This window comes from Cupriavidus sp. 01L43 (assembly GCF_056399925.1).
The window spans coordinates 195352-209593 of sequence record NZ_JBFTSH010000006.1 but is presented as its reverse complement, the minus strand read 5'-3'; the positions used below and the strand labels follow the sequence as shown (position 1 = coordinate 209593).

14 protein-coding genes are annotated in these 14242 nt (G+C 67.0%); 11 read left to right on the top strand and 3 right to left on the bottom strand.

All coding sequences use genetic code 11. From position 1 onward, the window contains the following. Positions 1–12 precede the first annotated feature (12 nt). The 3 genes from AC1DP9_RS13215 to AC1DP9_RS13205 are packed head-to-tail and all read left to right on the top strand — an operon-like array spanning position 13 to position 3307. Positions 13–1314, top strand: coding sequence for an amidase (locus tag AC1DP9_RS13215; protein WP_477107602.1), 1302 nt, complete (start codon positions 13–15; stop codon positions 1312–1314). A 12-nt stretch (positions 1315–1326) separates the two neighbouring features. After that, positions 1327–2661 carry a M20 family metallo-hydrolase gene (locus tag AC1DP9_RS13210; RefSeq protein ID WP_477107601.1) on the top strand — a complete coding sequence of 445 codons (1335 nt, stop codon included), beginning with the start codon at positions 1327–1329 and terminating at the stop codon, positions 2659–2661. Positions 2662–2713: 52 nt separating this feature from the next. Next, entirely contained in the window at positions 2714–3307 is a 594-nt protein-coding gene (locus AC1DP9_RS13205) for a helix-turn-helix domain-containing protein (RefSeq protein WP_092295329.1), read from the top strand. A 4-nt stretch (positions 3308–3311) separates the two neighbouring features. Here the strand turns inward: AC1DP9_RS13205 and AC1DP9_RS13200 are convergent, their stop codons facing one another. Continuing rightward, entirely contained in the window at positions 3312–4082 is a 771-nt protein-coding gene (locus AC1DP9_RS13200) for an IclR family transcriptional regulator (protein WP_477107600.1), read from the bottom strand. A 96-nt stretch (positions 4083–4178) separates the two neighbouring features. Here AC1DP9_RS13200 and AC1DP9_RS13195 point away from each other — a divergent pair, with 96 nt between their 5' ends. The 5 genes from AC1DP9_RS13195 to AC1DP9_RS13175 all read left to right on the top strand — a co-directional run bounded on the left by AC1DP9_RS13195 (position 4179) and on the right by AC1DP9_RS13175 (position 8865). After that, positions 4179–5156, top strand: a complete 978-nt coding sequence (locus AC1DP9_RS13195; RefSeq protein WP_092295323.1) for a Bug family tripartite tricarboxylate transporter substrate binding protein — start codon at positions 4179–4181, stop codon at positions 5154–5156. Positions 5157–5195: 39 nt separating this feature from the next. Next, complete coding sequence (locus AC1DP9_RS13190; protein WP_092295320.1) at positions 5196–5879, top strand: RraA family protein; 684 nt, start codon at positions 5196–5198, stop codon at positions 5877–5879. Beyond that, positions 5876–6823, top strand: coding sequence for an NAD(P)-dependent oxidoreductase (locus AC1DP9_RS13185; protein ID WP_477107599.1), 948 nt, complete (start codon positions 5876–5878; stop codon positions 6821–6823). The genes AC1DP9_RS13190 and AC1DP9_RS13185 overlap by 4 nt, the downstream gene beginning before the upstream one ends. A gap of 85 nt (positions 6824–6908) precedes the next feature. After that, complete coding sequence (locus AC1DP9_RS13180; RefSeq protein ID WP_255370841.1) at positions 6909–7892, top strand: Bug family tripartite tricarboxylate transporter substrate binding protein; 984 nt, start codon at positions 6909–6911, stop codon at positions 7890–7892. A 40-nt stretch (positions 7893–7932) separates the two neighbouring features. After that, complete coding sequence (locus tag AC1DP9_RS13175) at positions 7933–8865, top strand: SMP-30/gluconolactonase/LRE family protein (protein WP_477107598.1); 933 nt, start codon at positions 7933–7935, stop codon at positions 8863–8865. On the opposite strand, the gene AC1DP9_RS13170 is transcribed toward AC1DP9_RS13175, so the two are convergent. Then, positions 8842–9612 carry an AraC family transcriptional regulator gene (locus tag AC1DP9_RS13170; protein ID WP_477107597.1) on the bottom strand — a complete coding sequence of 257 codons (771 nt, stop codon included), beginning with the start codon at positions 9610–9612 and terminating at the stop codon, positions 8842–8844. The two genes, AC1DP9_RS13175 and AC1DP9_RS13170, sit on opposite strands and share 24 nt — an antisense overlap. A gap of 119 nt (positions 9613–9731) precedes the next feature. Between AC1DP9_RS13170 and AC1DP9_RS13165 the strand changes: the two genes are divergently transcribed. Next, entirely contained in the window at positions 9732–10553 is an 822-nt protein-coding gene (locus tag AC1DP9_RS13165; protein WP_477107661.1) for a sulfite exporter TauE/SafE family protein, read from the top strand. Between the two features lie 11 nt (positions 10554–10564). Here AC1DP9_RS13165 and AC1DP9_RS13160 read toward each other — a convergent pair whose 3' ends face one another. Next, positions 10565–11254: a nitroreductase gene (locus tag AC1DP9_RS13160; RefSeq protein ID WP_369823446.1), complete on the bottom strand. Its 690-nt coding sequence runs from the start codon at positions 11252–11254 to the stop codon at positions 10565–10567. Between the two features lie 440 nt (positions 11255–11694). On the opposite strand from AC1DP9_RS13160, the gene AC1DP9_RS13155 reads away from it, so the two are divergent. Together AC1DP9_RS13155 and AC1DP9_RS13150 are read left to right on the top strand one after the other, a co-directional pair. After that, complete coding sequence (locus AC1DP9_RS13155; protein ID WP_477107596.1) at positions 11695–12813, top strand: iron-containing alcohol dehydrogenase; 1119 nt, start codon at positions 11695–11697, stop codon at positions 12811–12813. After that, positions 12813–14240: an amidase gene (locus tag AC1DP9_RS13150; RefSeq protein WP_477107595.1), complete on the top strand. Its 1428-nt coding sequence runs from the start codon at positions 12813–12815 to the stop codon at positions 14238–14240. The genes AC1DP9_RS13155 and AC1DP9_RS13150 overlap by 1 nt, the downstream gene beginning before the upstream one ends. Positions 14241–14242 lie beyond the last annotated feature (2 nt).

Here is a 14242-nt window from a genome sequence, read left to right as displayed (position 1 = left end):
GAGACTGATGCTTTGGACCAATATCTCGATCTTCCCGTGCGCGAGCTGGTGGCGCGCATGGCCCGCCGCGAGCTGCGCGCGGAAACCGTCGTGCAGGCTGCGCTCGATCGCATCCGGGCGCAGGACGATGTCATCCATGCGTGGCAGCACGTTGGCGGTGAAGCGGCCATCGCGCAGGCGCGGCGTCTGGATGCCGGCACTGCCTCAGCGGCGCTGCACGGCGTACCGCTCGGCGTCAAGGATCTGATGGATACGGCGGATCTGCCGACGACCTATGGATCGCCGATCTACGCGGCGCATCGACCTGTGCTGGATGCCGCCGCCGTTGCACTGGCGCGAAGTGCTGGCGCGGTGGTGGTGGGCAAGACCGTGACCACGGAATTCGCGACATTTCAGCCGGGCCCCACGTGCAATCCACGCGCGCCCGTGAATGCCCCGCGCACGCCGGGTGGCTCGTCAAGTGGCTCTGCCGCCGCCGTGGCGGCTGGCATGGTGCCGCTGGCATTCGGCACGCAGACCGCAGGGTCGATCATTCGTCCTGCCGCCTACTGTGGCGTGATTGGCTACAAGCCCACCCACGCGACGTTGCCGCTGGCCGGTATCAAACCGTTGTCGCCCAGCCTGGATACGGTGGGTGTGCTGGCCCGACGCGTGGACGATGCGGCGTTGTTCATCGGCACGCTGGCACGCGATGTCTCGATCGCCGAGGCCTGTGCCCAGGCACCGACGCCGTTGCGCGTCGGCATCGTCCGCACGCCGCACTGGGAGCGCGCGGGTGCCGATGCGCGTGCCGCGCTGGAGACGGCGGTACGGACGCTGCAGGGCCTCGGCGCGTCGATTCAGGATGTCGAGTTGCCCGTCGCCTGCCATGGTCTCACCGAGGCCCAGATGGACATCATGGCCTTCGAAGCCGTCGCCGCGTTCGCACCGGAAGCGCGCGATCGGGCAGCGGATTTCAGCGCGGCCTTTGCCAGGCAGCTCGAAGTGGGGCGTGCGGTGACGGGCGAGCGCTTTCGCGCTGCGCTGGCGCTCGCGGAACAGGCGCGCATGTCGCTGGCAGTGTCGCTGGAAGGATTCGATGTGGTCCTGGCCCCCAGCGCAGAAGGCGAAGCGCCCGAGGGCCTCGCCGCTACCGGCGACCCGATTTTCTGCCGCATGTGGACGCTGCTCGGTACGCCTTGCGTCCATGTGCCGACCGGAACGGGCGCTGGCGGCATGCCTGTCGGCGTGACAGTGACCGCGCCACGCCACGCCGATGCACGCGTACTGGCCGTGGCCCATCGTTTATCTCAGGCGCTCGCTCTGGCAGCCTGACATCAGGAGAACATGTTGAATCGCTTGCATCAGCCTGCCGAGGCCATCGTGGATAACACCGTACAGGCCCTCGCCGAACGGGCACAGGACCATGTCGACGCCAATCGCCTGGCGGCATCGCTGGCCGCCTTGGCGCAGTTCGGCGGTCGTGACGACGGCGGCGTGTCGCGCGAAACGCTGACAGCCATCGACCTCGCGTCGCGCCGCCACCTCGTCGATCAGGCGCGCGCGCTGGGCTGCCAGGTGAGCATCGACGATTGCGGAAACCTGTTCTTCCGGCGGGCTGGTAGCGAGGATCTGCCTCCCGTGCTGACCGGGAGCCATGCCGATACCCAGCCGGTGGGCGGCAAGTACGACGGGGCGTATGGCGTGCTGGCCGGCCTCGAAGTGATCGCGGCGCTCAACGCGGCGGGCGTCGAAACGGTGCGACCCATCGAGGTGGTGTCGTGGACCAACGAGGAGGGCAGCCGCTTTGGGCCCGGCGCGATGGGCTCCAGCGCCTTCGTCGAGCCGGCGCGGCTGGCCGGCTATCGCGATGCCACCGACCAGACCGGCGTCCGGTTTGGCGATGCACTGGACGCGGCGCTGGCCGCCAGTCCTGACGTGGAGCGCGTGCCGATGGCGCGACCGATGTCCGCCTGCGTGGAACTCCATATCGAGCAGGGCCCCGTGCTGGAGGCTGCCTCCGTGCCGCTCGGGGTCGTCACGGGCATCCAGGCGGTGCGATGGTTCCGCGTGGAGTGCGCAGGCACCATGGCACACGCCGGCACCACGCCCATGGCCGTGCGGCGCGATGCGATGGCAGTGGCCGTCGCCATCGCGCAGGACCTCTACGCGCTGGCCCCACGCGAACCGGGGGCACCGGGCGCGCCGGAACTGCGCCTGACGCTTGGCCAATGGGCGGTGGTGCCGAATTCGGTCAACACCATCCCGGGCAAGGTGACGTTCACGGTGGACATGCGCTGCCTGGACGATGCCGCCCTCGATCGCGCCGAGGCCGCGCTGCGGCTGGCCTGCACGCGTCATGCCCCGGCCTCCGACGTAGCGATCACGCGCTTCTTCCATCGTGGCCCGACGTACTTTCCCGAATCCATGCTGGCGTCCATTCAGCGCGCCTGCGGGCGGGCGAGCCAGCTTGCTGGCCGAGCGCCGCCGATGCGGCTCACGTCCGGCGCCTTTCACGATGCCATGTACGTGGCCGATCATTGCCCGACCGCGATGATCTTCGTGCCGAGCAAGGACGGCATCAGCCACAACGCGGCGGAGGACACCGACGCCATGGACCTGTTCCTGGGCGCGCAGGCGCTGGCGTACACTGTCGCCGAACTGGCCTGCCGCCGGCCGTGACCGACCCCCGGTGCGCGTGGCGGCCCCTTTGAATACCAACCAACCAGCCCGCATGGCGAAGACCGCGAGCCCGATCCCGCAAGAGCCGGTCGACAGCAAGTCGGCCACCCTGACGCTTGGTGTCAAGCTGCGCCACGCGCGGCTGGTGGCCGGCTATACCTTATTGCAACTGGCTAACAAGGCCGGTTGCTCCGAGAGCCTGATCTCGAAGGTCGAGCGTGGCCTGGCCACGCCGTCATTCACCACGCTCCACCGGCTGGCCGTGGCGCTCGACACCAATATCGGCGCGCTCACCAGCGAGGATGACGCGCACCAGTCGCCGATCCTCCGTCACGGCGAACGGCCCGTGATCCGTGTGGGTGGCGTGGCGCTGGAACGCGTGGTGCTGCCCAAGCGCGGCGGCCTGCTGCAGGCCAACATCCACATCGTCTGGCCCGGCGAAGCCAGTGACGGCCAGATCGAGCATCAGGGCGAGGAAGTCGGCTACGTGCTGGAAGGCAAGCTGGAGCTGATGCTGGGCGACGATATCTACCTGATCGGCCCGGGCGATGCGTTTACGTTCTCGAGCCAGGTGCCGCATGGCTACCGCAACGTCGGCGATGTCGTGGCGAAGGTGCTCTGGGTGAATTCGCCAGCGACGTTCTAGGCGGTCACGGGTGCCACGTCGCCGGCTTGTCGACGGGCATGGCCGGCCGTTGGCTGCCCGCCATGGCGTACGAAAGCTTGTTCGCTGCATCGACGACCGTCTGCGCGAGTTCCAGCAGCCGGTCTTCCCCCAGACGCGCCGTCGGTCCCGAAATACACATCGATCCCAGCAGCCGCCAGTGCAGTCCGAATACGGGCGCCGAGACGCTCGATACCTCCGCTTCGCGCTCCCCAAGCGACAAATGGAAGCCACGGCGCCGGATCGTTTCATAGAGGTCGCCGGGCTCCCCTGAGAAGGCGAGGATCACCCGGCCGGGCGATCCACTGTCGAGGGGCAGGGCCGCGCCAATCCGCACATGGTGCCGGATCGCCTGCGGACCTTCCACACGCACCAGACAGGTCCGCTGTCTGCCTTCGCGAACATAGAACGACGCGCTTTCCCCGGTCTTGATGGTCAAATCGCGCAGCACCGGCTCCACCACGTCCTGCACGTTGAAGGTCGCCTGGTAGCACGCGCCCAGCCAGCCGGCCGCACGCCCAAGCCGCCAGCTCCCGTCTTCCTTCTGCACCAGATAGTTGTCCGCCGCCAGCGTGCGCGCCAGCCGCAGCACCGTGGTCTTGTGGATACCCGTCCTGCGGCTCAGTTCCGCCAGGGACAGCTGCGGATCGTTGACCCCGAAGGCCTCCAGCACGCGCAGCGCCCGCGTGACCGCGATGACGCCGCTCGCGGCCTCCTCAGTACCTGCGGGGCTGATTTCATCACTTTTTGGGTTCATGGCACGAAACGCGTTGCATGGTACGAAACGGCATTGTATGGCGTGAAACGTTCGACAACAATCCGTCTCACAACACAACGAGATTCGGAGACAGTCATGAGCGCGATTCGCCGCTGCATGTTCACCCTTGCCGTCACTTTGCTTGGCGCTGCCCACGTGGCGGCCGCCGCACCCGCCTATCCCTCCAAGCCGATTCGCGTCATCGTGCCGTTCCCGGCAGGCGGGGGCACCGACATCATCGCGCGGGAAGTGACCAACAAGGTTGCCATGTCGACGGGCTGGACCTTCGTGGTGGACAACAAGCCCGGCTCGGGCGGCAACCTGGGCGTGGACGCCGCAGCGAAGGCCCCCGCCGACGGCTACACCATCGTGCTGGGGCAGACCAGCAACCTTGCCATCAACCCCACACTGTTCAGCCATCTGCCTTATGACCCGGTCAAGGACCTGACGCCGATCAGCCTCGTGGCCAGCGCGCCGCTCGTTCTCGTGACGCCGGTCAGCTCGCCCTACAAGACCCTGGCCGATGTCATCAAGGCCAGCAAGGCAAAGCCGGGCGCGCTCAATATCGCCTCGCCCGGCAATGGCACCGTCGCCCATCTCTCGGGCGAGTTGCTGCAGAAGACGGCCGGCATCAAGCTGATTCACGTGCCGTACAAGGGCGCCGCCCAGGCGGTGAACGACCTGATCGGCGGTCAGGTCGACCTGTATCTCTCGTCGGTGCCGACCCTGCTGGCCCATATCAAGAGCGGCAAGCTGCGCCCGCTGGCGGTCACCTCGGCGAAGCGCGTGGACGATCTGCCCCAGGTACCCACCATCGCCGAGTCCGGCTACGCCGGCTTCGAGGCCTCGACCTGGTTCGGTTTCGCCGCACCGGCCGCCACGCCAAAGGACATCGTCACGCGGCTGAATGCCGAGTTCAACAAGGCGCTCAAGTCGCCCGATCTGGCGAAGAAGCTGAACGACCAGGGTGCGCTGGTCCTTGGCGGCTCCCCCGAGGCGTTCGGCACGCAGATCCGTCAGGACATCGCCCGCTGGGCTTCGATCATCAAGGACTCCGGCACCAAGCTGGACTAATCCTCCTCTCCCTTTCCCCTTGCCTACCGGAGCCAAGCCATGAGCCTGCCCAATATCAACCAATCGTTTGAACGCGTATCGGCCGCCGTTGTCGCCAAGGCCGCGAAATTCCAGCCGGCGATTCTCGCCGACGTCGCGGGCCGCCGTGGTGCGCTGCATGGCCGCATCAAGGCCCTGCGCCCGAGCATGAAGCTGGCTGGTCCGGCCTTCACGGTCGAGGTTCGCCCCGGCGACAACCTGATGATCCACGCGGCGCTGGCGCTGGCCCAACCGGGCGACATCCTCGTCATCGATGGCAAGGGCGACCAGACTTCCGCGCTGATGGGCACCATCATGATGAACGCGGCACGCCAGCTCGGGCTGGCCGGTGTGGTCATCGACGGCGCCGTGCGCGACAGCATCGAACTGGAGGAGATGCAGTTTCCGGTCTTCTCGGTGGGTACCAACCCGAACGGCCCGACCAAGGAAGTCGGCGGGCGCATCGGTCACCCGGTCTGCGTCGGCGGCGTGACGGTGTACCCCGGTGACTACGTCTGCGGCGATGCCGATGGCGTGGTCGTGGTCGAACGGGACAAGATCGAGTCGCTGCTCGCCGCCGCCGAACACAAGGAAGCGGCCGAAGCCAAGCGGATCGCACAGATCAAGGAAGGCAATACCACGGCGCCGTGGCTGCTGGCCTCGCTGGTGACCGCCGGCGTGCTCAAGCAGGGAGAAACGCTGTGACGAGCCGGCCCGCCATCATCGTGACGGGGGCGGACCTGGCGCCCGAAGCCCTCGCCATCCTCCAGGACTACGCAATCGTCTTCGCCGGCAAGACCCCGCAACCCGCTGACCTGGTTGCCCTCGCGAAACAACAAGACCCGGTTGCCATCATCGTCCGCTACGGTAGCGTGACGGCCGAGGTCATGGATGCCGCCCCGTCACTGCGGGTGATCGCCAAGCACGGCAGCGGCACGGATACCATCGACAAGGTTGCCGCCGCAGCGCGGGGCGTGGAGGTGCTGGCGGCGGTCGGTGCCAATGCCGCCGCCGTGGCGGAGCATGCGCTGGCGCTGATGCTGGCCTGCGCCAAGTCGATCGTGCCGCTCGATGCGCGCATGCACGGCGGCCACTGGGACAAGGCCACGCACAAGAGTGTTGAATTGAGCGGGCGCACCGTGGGACTGGTTGGCCTGGGCACCATCGGGCTGCGCTTTGCGCGGATGTGCCACGCCATGGATATGCGCGTGATCGGCTTCGACCCGTTCGCCAGGAATCTGCCCGACTACGTGCGGCCGGTCGGACTCGAGGCGATCTGGGCCGAGTCCGACGTGATCTCGCTGCATTGCCCGCTGACGGACGACAATCGCAAGATGCTGGACGCCGACGTGCTCGCGCGCTGCAAGCGGGGCTTGATCGTCGTCAACACCGCGCGCGGCGGGCTGATCGACGAACCGGCCCTGCTGGCGGCGGTCCAGTCGGGGCAAGTGGCTGGGGCCGGGCTCGATAGCTTCGCCGTCGAGCCGATGACCGCGCCGCATATTTTCCACGGGCAACCGGGCGTGATTCTGACGCCGCACATCGGCGGTGTGACGGGTGCGGCCTACGTCAACATGGGCGTGGCCGCGGCCAAGAACGTGCTGGGGGTACTGAACCGCGAGCGGGAGCCGGCGCTGACGAAGGGCTAGCGGGCGGCTTGAAATCCGCGCAACACGCATGGCGACCCCGCCTGGAGCGGGGCGATCAAAAAGACACAGCAGTTTGGAGACACACATGACCACGCAACAACGCGGCGCCGGATGGCTGCCGCAACTGGTAATGGCGGCGCTCGCCGTCCTTTCGATGGGCGTGCACGCCGAGACCTGGCCGGCCAAGCCCGTCAAGATCGTCGTGCCCTATCCGCCGGGCGGCGCCGTTGATGCGGTCACGCGCAAGATGGCGCAGCGCCTGACCGAGCAGACCGGCCAGAGCTTCTTCGTCGAAAACAAGGCCGGGGCGACGGGCACCATCGGCGCGGTCCAGGTGGCGCGATCGGCGCCGGATGGCTACACGCTGTTGGCCAACGACACGACCTACGCGCTGCTGCCCCATATCTTCAAGAAGCTCCCGTTCGACTACGCCCAAGACCTGCAGCCGGTTTGCGCCTATGTATTCGCGCCGATGGGCGTGGTGGTCAAGGCGGACAGCAAGTTCAAGACGCTGAACGATCTGGTTGCCGCCGCGAAGGGGGCGGACAGCAAGATCTCCTATGGCTCGGGTGGCCCGGGGTCGACGCCCCATTTCGCCAGTGAGGCGCTCGGGCTGGCCGCCGGCGCGCACTTCATGCATGTGCCGTTCAAGGGCGCGGGCGAGGCGACCGTGGCGCTGCTGGGTGGCACCGTGGACTTCCAGATGGCCTCCATCTCGGGCGTGATCGGCCAAGTGCAAGGCAACAAGCTGCGCGTGCTCGCCGTGAGCGGCGACAAGCGCCTGCCGGCGCTGCCCGGTGTGCCCACGTTCGCCGAGGCAGGCGTGCGCGGCTATGGCGTCACGAACTTCACGGGTCTTTGGGCGCCGAAGGGCACGCCGGCGGATGTCCTCGCTCGCCTGCAGAAGGAAGTCGCCACGGCGATGGCGACGCCCGACATGCGCACCTACGCCGAGAGCATCGGGGCCGATGCCGGCTATTGGGACGCCGGGGCCTTCCGCAAGGAGATGGGGGCGCGCACGGCGTTCTGGGGTAAGGTCGCCACTGCGACCGGCTTCGAGAAGCAGTGACCGGGCGGACACCCTGCGCAACCCTCTTCAGGTAATCGACATGTTCCTCCTCACCCCGCCAACGATCCGCCAGCCAGCGCGGTTCAGCAGCCTGCCGGAGCGCTATCGCAAACGTCGCCAGACTGATTGGTCCGACGCCAACCAGGGGGGACGGGCCATCGACTCGTTCCTCGAAGGTCCGGTCGTCGACGACGCGGGCAACCTCTATGTGACGGATATTCCCAACGGTCGCATCTTCCGGATCGACAACGGGGGAGAGTGGGAGGTGATCGCCGAGTGGGACGGCGAGCCCAACGGCATGAAGTTCATCGCTCCCGACCAACTGCTGGTCACGGACTACCGCAACGGACTGATGGTGGTGGAGACCCGCACGGGCGAGGTCCGGCCTTATCTGGCGCGCCGCAACACGGAAAGCTTCAAGGGCGTGAACGACCTGACGCTCGACTCGCAAGGCAACGTGTACTTCACGGACCAGGGCCAGACCGGCCTGCACGACCCCACCGGCCGGGTCTACCGGCTGACCCGCGAAGGCCGGCTGGACCTGCTGCTGTCCAACGTGCCGAGTCCCAATGGCATCGTCCTGTCCCCGGACGAACGTTTTTTGTTTGTGGCCGTGACGCGGGGGAACTGTGTGTGGCGGATGCCACTGCTCGCAGACGGCAGTGTGTCCAAGACGGGGCAGTTCTTCACGTCCTATGGTCCCAGCGGACCCGACGGGCTCGCGATGGACCAGTCCGGACGCCTGTTGGTGGCCAATCCCGGGCTCGCCTACGTCTGGGTGCTGAATCACCGGGCGGAATCTGTCGAGGTGATTTGTGGCACTCCCGGCCACTCGTTGACCAACGTGGCGTTCGGCGGACCGGCGCGCAAGACGCTCTACGTGACCGACTCCACCGCAGGCGAGATTCTTCGGGTCGAGATGGATGTGGCGGGCATGCGCTCGCCGCTGCTAGCGCCTGGCCTGCAGGAATGACGAGGGCGGCGCGCCCAGCGCCTTGCGGAACATCGTCGAGAACGCGCTCGGGCTGTCGTAGCCGAGATCGAGCGCCACCTCTGTGACAGGCGTTCCGGCCGACAGGCGCGACAGCGCGGCCAACAGGCACGCCTGCTGGCGCCATGCGCCGAACGACATCCCCGTTTGATGCTGGAACAGGCGCGCGAACGTGCGCGGGCTGCAGTGGAGCTGCCGCGCCCAGTCTTCGGCGGATGCGCCGATATCGGGGTGCGCCAGCAGTGCCGCGCAGAGCCTGGCGAGCGCCGGGTCGCGCGGCATCGGCGCAAACAGGGGCAAGGTTGGCGCGCGATTCAGTTCGAACAGGATGAGCTGCATCAGCGCCCCGTCGCGGCTGTCCGCCGTGTAGTGCGCGGGCACGTCCGCCGAGGCCAGCAGCAAGACATGCAGCAGCGGACTAACCACCAACACCTCGCAGCCCGCACCACTGCGCGGCGCCGACTCCGGCAGCACGTAGACGCTGCGCGTGCTGACCCCGTTCATGCGCACCCGATGCGGCTTCTGCGCCGGAATCCACACGCCCGTATAGGGCGGCACCACCCACGCGCCTTCCTCGGTGCCCACCTCCATCAATCCCGTCATGCCATACAGGAACTGGGCGCGGCGGTGGCTGTGCGTGTCGAGCAGCGTGCCGAAGGTGTAGTCGGTGCCGATGGCCAGTGCGGCACACGGGCTGGCATCGACGCTGTCGAGCGGAACATTGATCATCGGACACGAGAGACGTTGGCAGGATCTCGAAGATTATTGTCCAAACATCGCAAGTTTGCCAGCCGCATCCGCCGTATCGTGATCATCCGTTCGATGGGAAACGAGGGTTAACGATGTCGATGTACGCGGTACTCATGCTCTGCGGCGGCCTGGCCGGCGTGACGACGGTGCTGTTCGGGTTTGGCGGCGGTTTTGTCGTGGTGCCGCTGCTTTATACGATGCTGACGATGACGCACGCCGCCGGCAGCGCCGTGGCGCAGGCGGCCATGCAGATCGCCGTGGCCACCTCGTCGTGCGTGATGATCTTTGGCGCTTCCATGGCGACGTGGCGCCACCATCGCGCCGGCAATGTCGACTGGCCGCGCATCCGGGCGATGGGTGCCTATATCGCCGTCGGTGCGGTCATTGGCGCCGCCGCCGCGAGCTGGCTCAATGGCGACTGGGTGCGGTGGGCGTTCGTCGCCTATCTGGCCGTGACCATCGTGGACAGCACGCTGCGCCCCGGATTCATGCATGCCGGCCCGGGCACCGCGCAGCCGATGACCGCAGGCGCGACGGCCGCCATCGGCATCGGCATCGGGGCGATTGCCGCTTTCCTGGGCGTCGGCGGCAGCGTGATGACCGTGCCGCTGATGCGCCGGCGCGGGGCCACCATGACGCAGGCGACGGCGATGGCCAATCCGCTGTCATTGCCGATGGCGATTGCGGCCACCGTCACCTACGTCGCGCTGGCCTGGCAGCACGGCGCGACCTTCGGGCCCGGTCACGCCGGCTATGTCGACCTGCTGGCCTTTGTCGTGCTGGCGGCCGGCTCCTGGGTGGGGATCCGGCTGGCGGCACGCTGGATCGGCCGCATCCCGGACCGCGTCCACGCTGTCACGTATGTCGCGCTGCTCGCCCTGGTGCTGGTGATGATGGTAGCGGGCGGCAGCCTGGCGTGACTCGCCGGGCCTCAGTTGTCGATGAAAGAGACGAAAGCGTCGAGTTCCAGCCGCTGAATCGCCATGTTGTTCTCGGGCACGCTGTTGTCCGCATAACCCAGTGACATGCCGGCCACCACCATCTCGCAGTCGGGAATGCCGAGGCCCTTGCGGAGCACATCGGACTGCAGCGACCAGATCTGTTGCGGGCAGGTATCCAGCCCCTCCGCGCGCGCAGCCAGCATGACGTTCTGCAGGAAGCAGCCGTAGCAGAGGAAGCTGGCCCACTCCAGGCAGCGGTCCATCGTGAAGATCAGGCCGACCGGCGCGTCGAAGAAGCGGAACTGGCGTTCCACGTCGCGCCGGCGTCCGACGATATCGCTCCGGGCCACGCCCTGCGCGTCGCCTAGCATGCCGCGGAACATGTTGAAGCGTGACGAGTACGGCGCCGGCAGATCCTTCGGAAAGAACGGATACTCGTGGGCCAGCGTGTCGGGGCCGGCGCGGTAGGCGTCGACCGCGGCATCGGTGATTCGCTCGCGTGCGCTGCCGGTGAGCACATAGCATTTCCAGGGCTGGGTGTTGCTTGAACTCGGCGCGTACTTCGCCACCGACAGGATGTCTCTGACCGCCCGCAGCGGCACCGGCCGGTCCAGGAACGCGCGCTTGCTGCGGCGCCCGCGAATCAGTGTCTCGGTGAACCGCGTGGCCGCTGTGCTCATCTCCGTGTCCATCGCCATGTTCATCGCCATGTTCATCGCCGTCTCCATCTCAGCCTCCAATTCCATTTCCATCGCTCTTTTCTCCGTGGTGGGGTCGTGGTGAAAAAATCATAGCCGCGTGGTGGACGGTGAAAAGATGGCGATGCTTGCATGCTTCGTCCGAGAACGATGAACGATGCACCGCACCGGCGCGTCATGCGTGAAGACGGTGCCGAAGTCCGAGGGTTTACCTGTGTGAGCGGAGGTGAAAAACGTGCCGCTTGCACCGCTGCGTGGCCGCGATGCACCGTTGGCAGGCGCGCGCCAAGGCACGCATTCCGGCGTCCATATTCATGGACGCAATGTTCCTGAAAGCCGCGCGCACGGCTGAATCCGGATCGCCTATCTTCTCACTCGGGATCGATGCATCGATTGCATGCGACACACGTTGGAGTGAGTGGATGAACCAGTTGAAATGCCTGCCGCAAGAAGAAATTGTCTGGGGACACGACATCCTGGAGGACGTTGCCGCGTCGCTGGGAGACCGCGGCATCCGCCGCCCGATCACGTTCACGGTCGGGTTCCTCGAATCCTTGCATCGTGACGTCCTGCAGCCCGGCATCCGGGATGGCGTGGGGGCCTTTATCGACCTGCCACCGCATGTGCCGGACTTCGCCGTGCGCGACGGCCTGCAAGCGTGCCTCACGCGTGACGCACAGTCGATCGTCGCGCTGGGCGGGGGCTCGGTGCTCGACGCAGCGAAGGCGGTCTCCTACGCGCACTTCAAGCAGACCGGGCGCTACCTGCCCATCGCGGCCTTCCCGACGACCTTGTCCGGTTCCGAGTTCTCCCACTACTTCGGTGTGACGGAGACGGACGGTCCGCAGAAATTCAAGCGCAGCTACGCCGTGCGCGAAACGGCGCCCAAGATCGTTGCCATCGACCCCCGGCTGGTCATCGATACCCCGCGCGCGCTGTTGCTGAGCTCGGCCATCAAGGGCATCGACCACGCGGTGGAAGGGATGCGCAAGGTGGGCGTGGATCATCCGCACGCGATCCTGGCCGCGCGGGGCGTCGAGCGTTTCCTCGTCGTGTTGGAGAAGTGGCCGCAGCAGCTTGAGACACGGGAAGCCATCGCGCGCGGGCTGGTCTCGACCGAAGACATGCTGCAACTCCAGCTTGGCGCCTGGCAGTGCTACTTCTACCCCGCATCGGTCATCTACGGACTGAGCCATCGCATTGGGCACATCCTCGGCGGCACGTTCGGGCTGCCGCACAGCATGACCTCGTGCATCACGCTGGCGCCCGTCATTCGCGCCTGCGCCGAAGCCTATGGCGACAAGTTCGGCATCTTCGCTTCCGGCAAGGGGGACGTCACCGCTGCCACGGCACTGGCCAACCGCATTGCGGATGTCGTGGACGCGCTGCAACTGCCCAGCCGGCTGGCCGCGTTCGATTTCGACCGCGCGAAGCTGCCCGAGGTGGCGGCGCTCCTGAAGCAGAACTATCCCGCCGAGGTCGGTGACCTGGGCGACCACGCCGGCCAGAAGCTCGATGCACTGCTGGAGAGCATGTGGTGATGACCCATCTCGACGTCCATCCTGATCTCCATCCCGACCATCACCACCGTGATCTGCTGCAGTCGGCCCGCGCGGCCACGCAACCGGCCGGCCTGCGCAAGACGCTCGATGCCCTGGCGACGCGGCAGATATCCGCAACCGCGCTGGCGGAGCAGGCGCTCCACGCGGCGGAAGCGAGCCAGCGATCCATCAACGCCTTCTCGACCATCGACTGGGACCGCGCGCTCAAGGCGGCGGCAGAGAGTGACCGTCGTTACGCCGACAATCGGCAGCGTCCGCTGGAAGGGTTGCCCATCGCGATCAAGGACCTCATCGACACCAAAGGCTTGGAGACCCGCTACGGCTCGGCGGCCTACCTCGGGCACCTGCCCGCCGCCGATGCCGACATCGTGAAAGCGCTGACGGAGCGCGGCGCGATCCTCATCGGCAAGACCACGACCCATGAGTTCGCGTGGGGCGTGACCACCGCCAGTACAAAGTTTGGCGACACGCTGAACCCGCTCGACCGCACGCGCATCCCGGGCGGTTCCAGCGGCGGCGCGGCGGCGGCAATTGCCGATGGGGCCGTCATGGCCGGCGTGGGCACCGATACGGGTGGCTCGGTGCGCATTCCCGCCGCGCTGTGCGGCGTGGTCGGATACAAGCCGACGTTCGATACGTTCTCCACGCGCGGCGTGTTTCCGCTGGCACCCACGTGCGACCATGTCGGCCTGCTCGGGGCGCAGGTCGACGATGTGCTGTTGCTGGCCGATGCCCTTCATATCGAGGTACCCGAAAGCGATGCGTGGCTGTCCGCGCGCCTCGGCGTGATCCCGGAGATCGCGCCGGTGCCGACGAGCCCGGCAGTCGCCACGGCATTCAAGGGGGCGATCGGTCGACTGGGGCAGGTCTTCGCCTGCGTGGACGTCGACACGTCCGGCCTGTTCGATGCCGTATTCGATGCCTTCGCGACCATCGTGCTGATCGAAGGCGGCATCGAGCACTTCCGGCGCAACGATTGGGACCGCATCGCCACGCACTACAACCCGGAAACCGTCGACCGATTGCGGCGTGCGGAGACGATGGACCTGCGCGGCTATGCGGCGGCCCAGCAGACGCGGCGCCAGTTCACGGCCAGGCTGCAGGAGGCAATGTCGACGGTCGACTACCTCGTGCTGCCGACCTGCCCGTGCGTCGCCCCCCATCTTGGCGCTGCAAACGTCGAGATCGGCGCGTGGTCCGGCACGGTCCGCGAGGCGCTGATGACTTACACCGCGCCATTCAACATCGCCGGGTTTCCCGCCATCTCGATTCCATTGCCCACCGGCGACTGCGGCCTTCCCGCGGCGTTGCAGGTCGTGGCCAAGCCGGGCGACGACGGCGCGCTGCTCCAGATCGCGCAGCAGATGGAGTTGCTGCTGCGGGCAGGCACGGCCCACGAGATTTGACC

Coding starts and splice junctions, on each gene's coding strand:
- AC1DP9_RS13210 (WP_477107601.1), top strand. CDS start 1,327: ATGTTGAATCGCTTGCATCAGCCTGCCGAGGCCATCGTGGATAACACC.
- AC1DP9_RS13205 (WP_092295329.1), top strand. CDS start 2,714: ATGGCGAAGACCGCGAGCCCGATCCCGCAAGAGCCGGTCGACAGCAAG.
- AC1DP9_RS13200 (WP_477107600.1), bottom strand. CDS start 4,082: ATGAACCCAAAAAGTGATGAAATCAGCCCCGCAGGTACTGAGGAGGCC.
- AC1DP9_RS13195 (WP_092295323.1), top strand. CDS start 4,179: ATGAGCGCGATTCGCCGCTGCATGTTCACCCTTGCCGTCACTTTGCTT.
- AC1DP9_RS13190 (WP_092295320.1), top strand. CDS start 5,196: ATGAGCCTGCCCAATATCAACCAATCGTTTGAACGCGTATCGGCCGCC.
- AC1DP9_RS13180 (WP_255370841.1), top strand. CDS start 6,909: ATGACCACGCAACAACGCGGCGCCGGATGGCTGCCGCAACTGGTAATG.
- AC1DP9_RS13175 (WP_477107598.1), top strand. CDS start 7,933: ATGTTCCTCCTCACCCCGCCAACGATCCGCCAGCCAGCGCGGTTCAGC.
- AC1DP9_RS13170 (WP_477107597.1), bottom strand. CDS start 9,612: ATGATCAATGTTCCGCTCGACAGCGTCGATGCCAGCCCGTGTGCCGCA.
- AC1DP9_RS13165 (WP_477107661.1), top strand. CDS start 9,732: ATGTACGCGGTACTCATGCTCTGCGGCGGCCTGGCCGGCGTGACGACG.
- AC1DP9_RS13160 (WP_369823446.1), bottom strand. CDS start 11,254: ATGAGCACAGCGGCCACGCGGTTCACCGAGACACTGATTCGCGGGCGC.
- AC1DP9_RS13155 (WP_477107596.1), top strand. CDS start 11,695: ATGAACCAGTTGAAATGCCTGCCGCAAGAAGAAATTGTCTGGGGACAC.
- AC1DP9_RS13150 (WP_477107595.1), top strand. CDS start 12,813: ATGACCCATCTCGACGTCCATCCTGATCTCCATCCCGACCATCACCAC.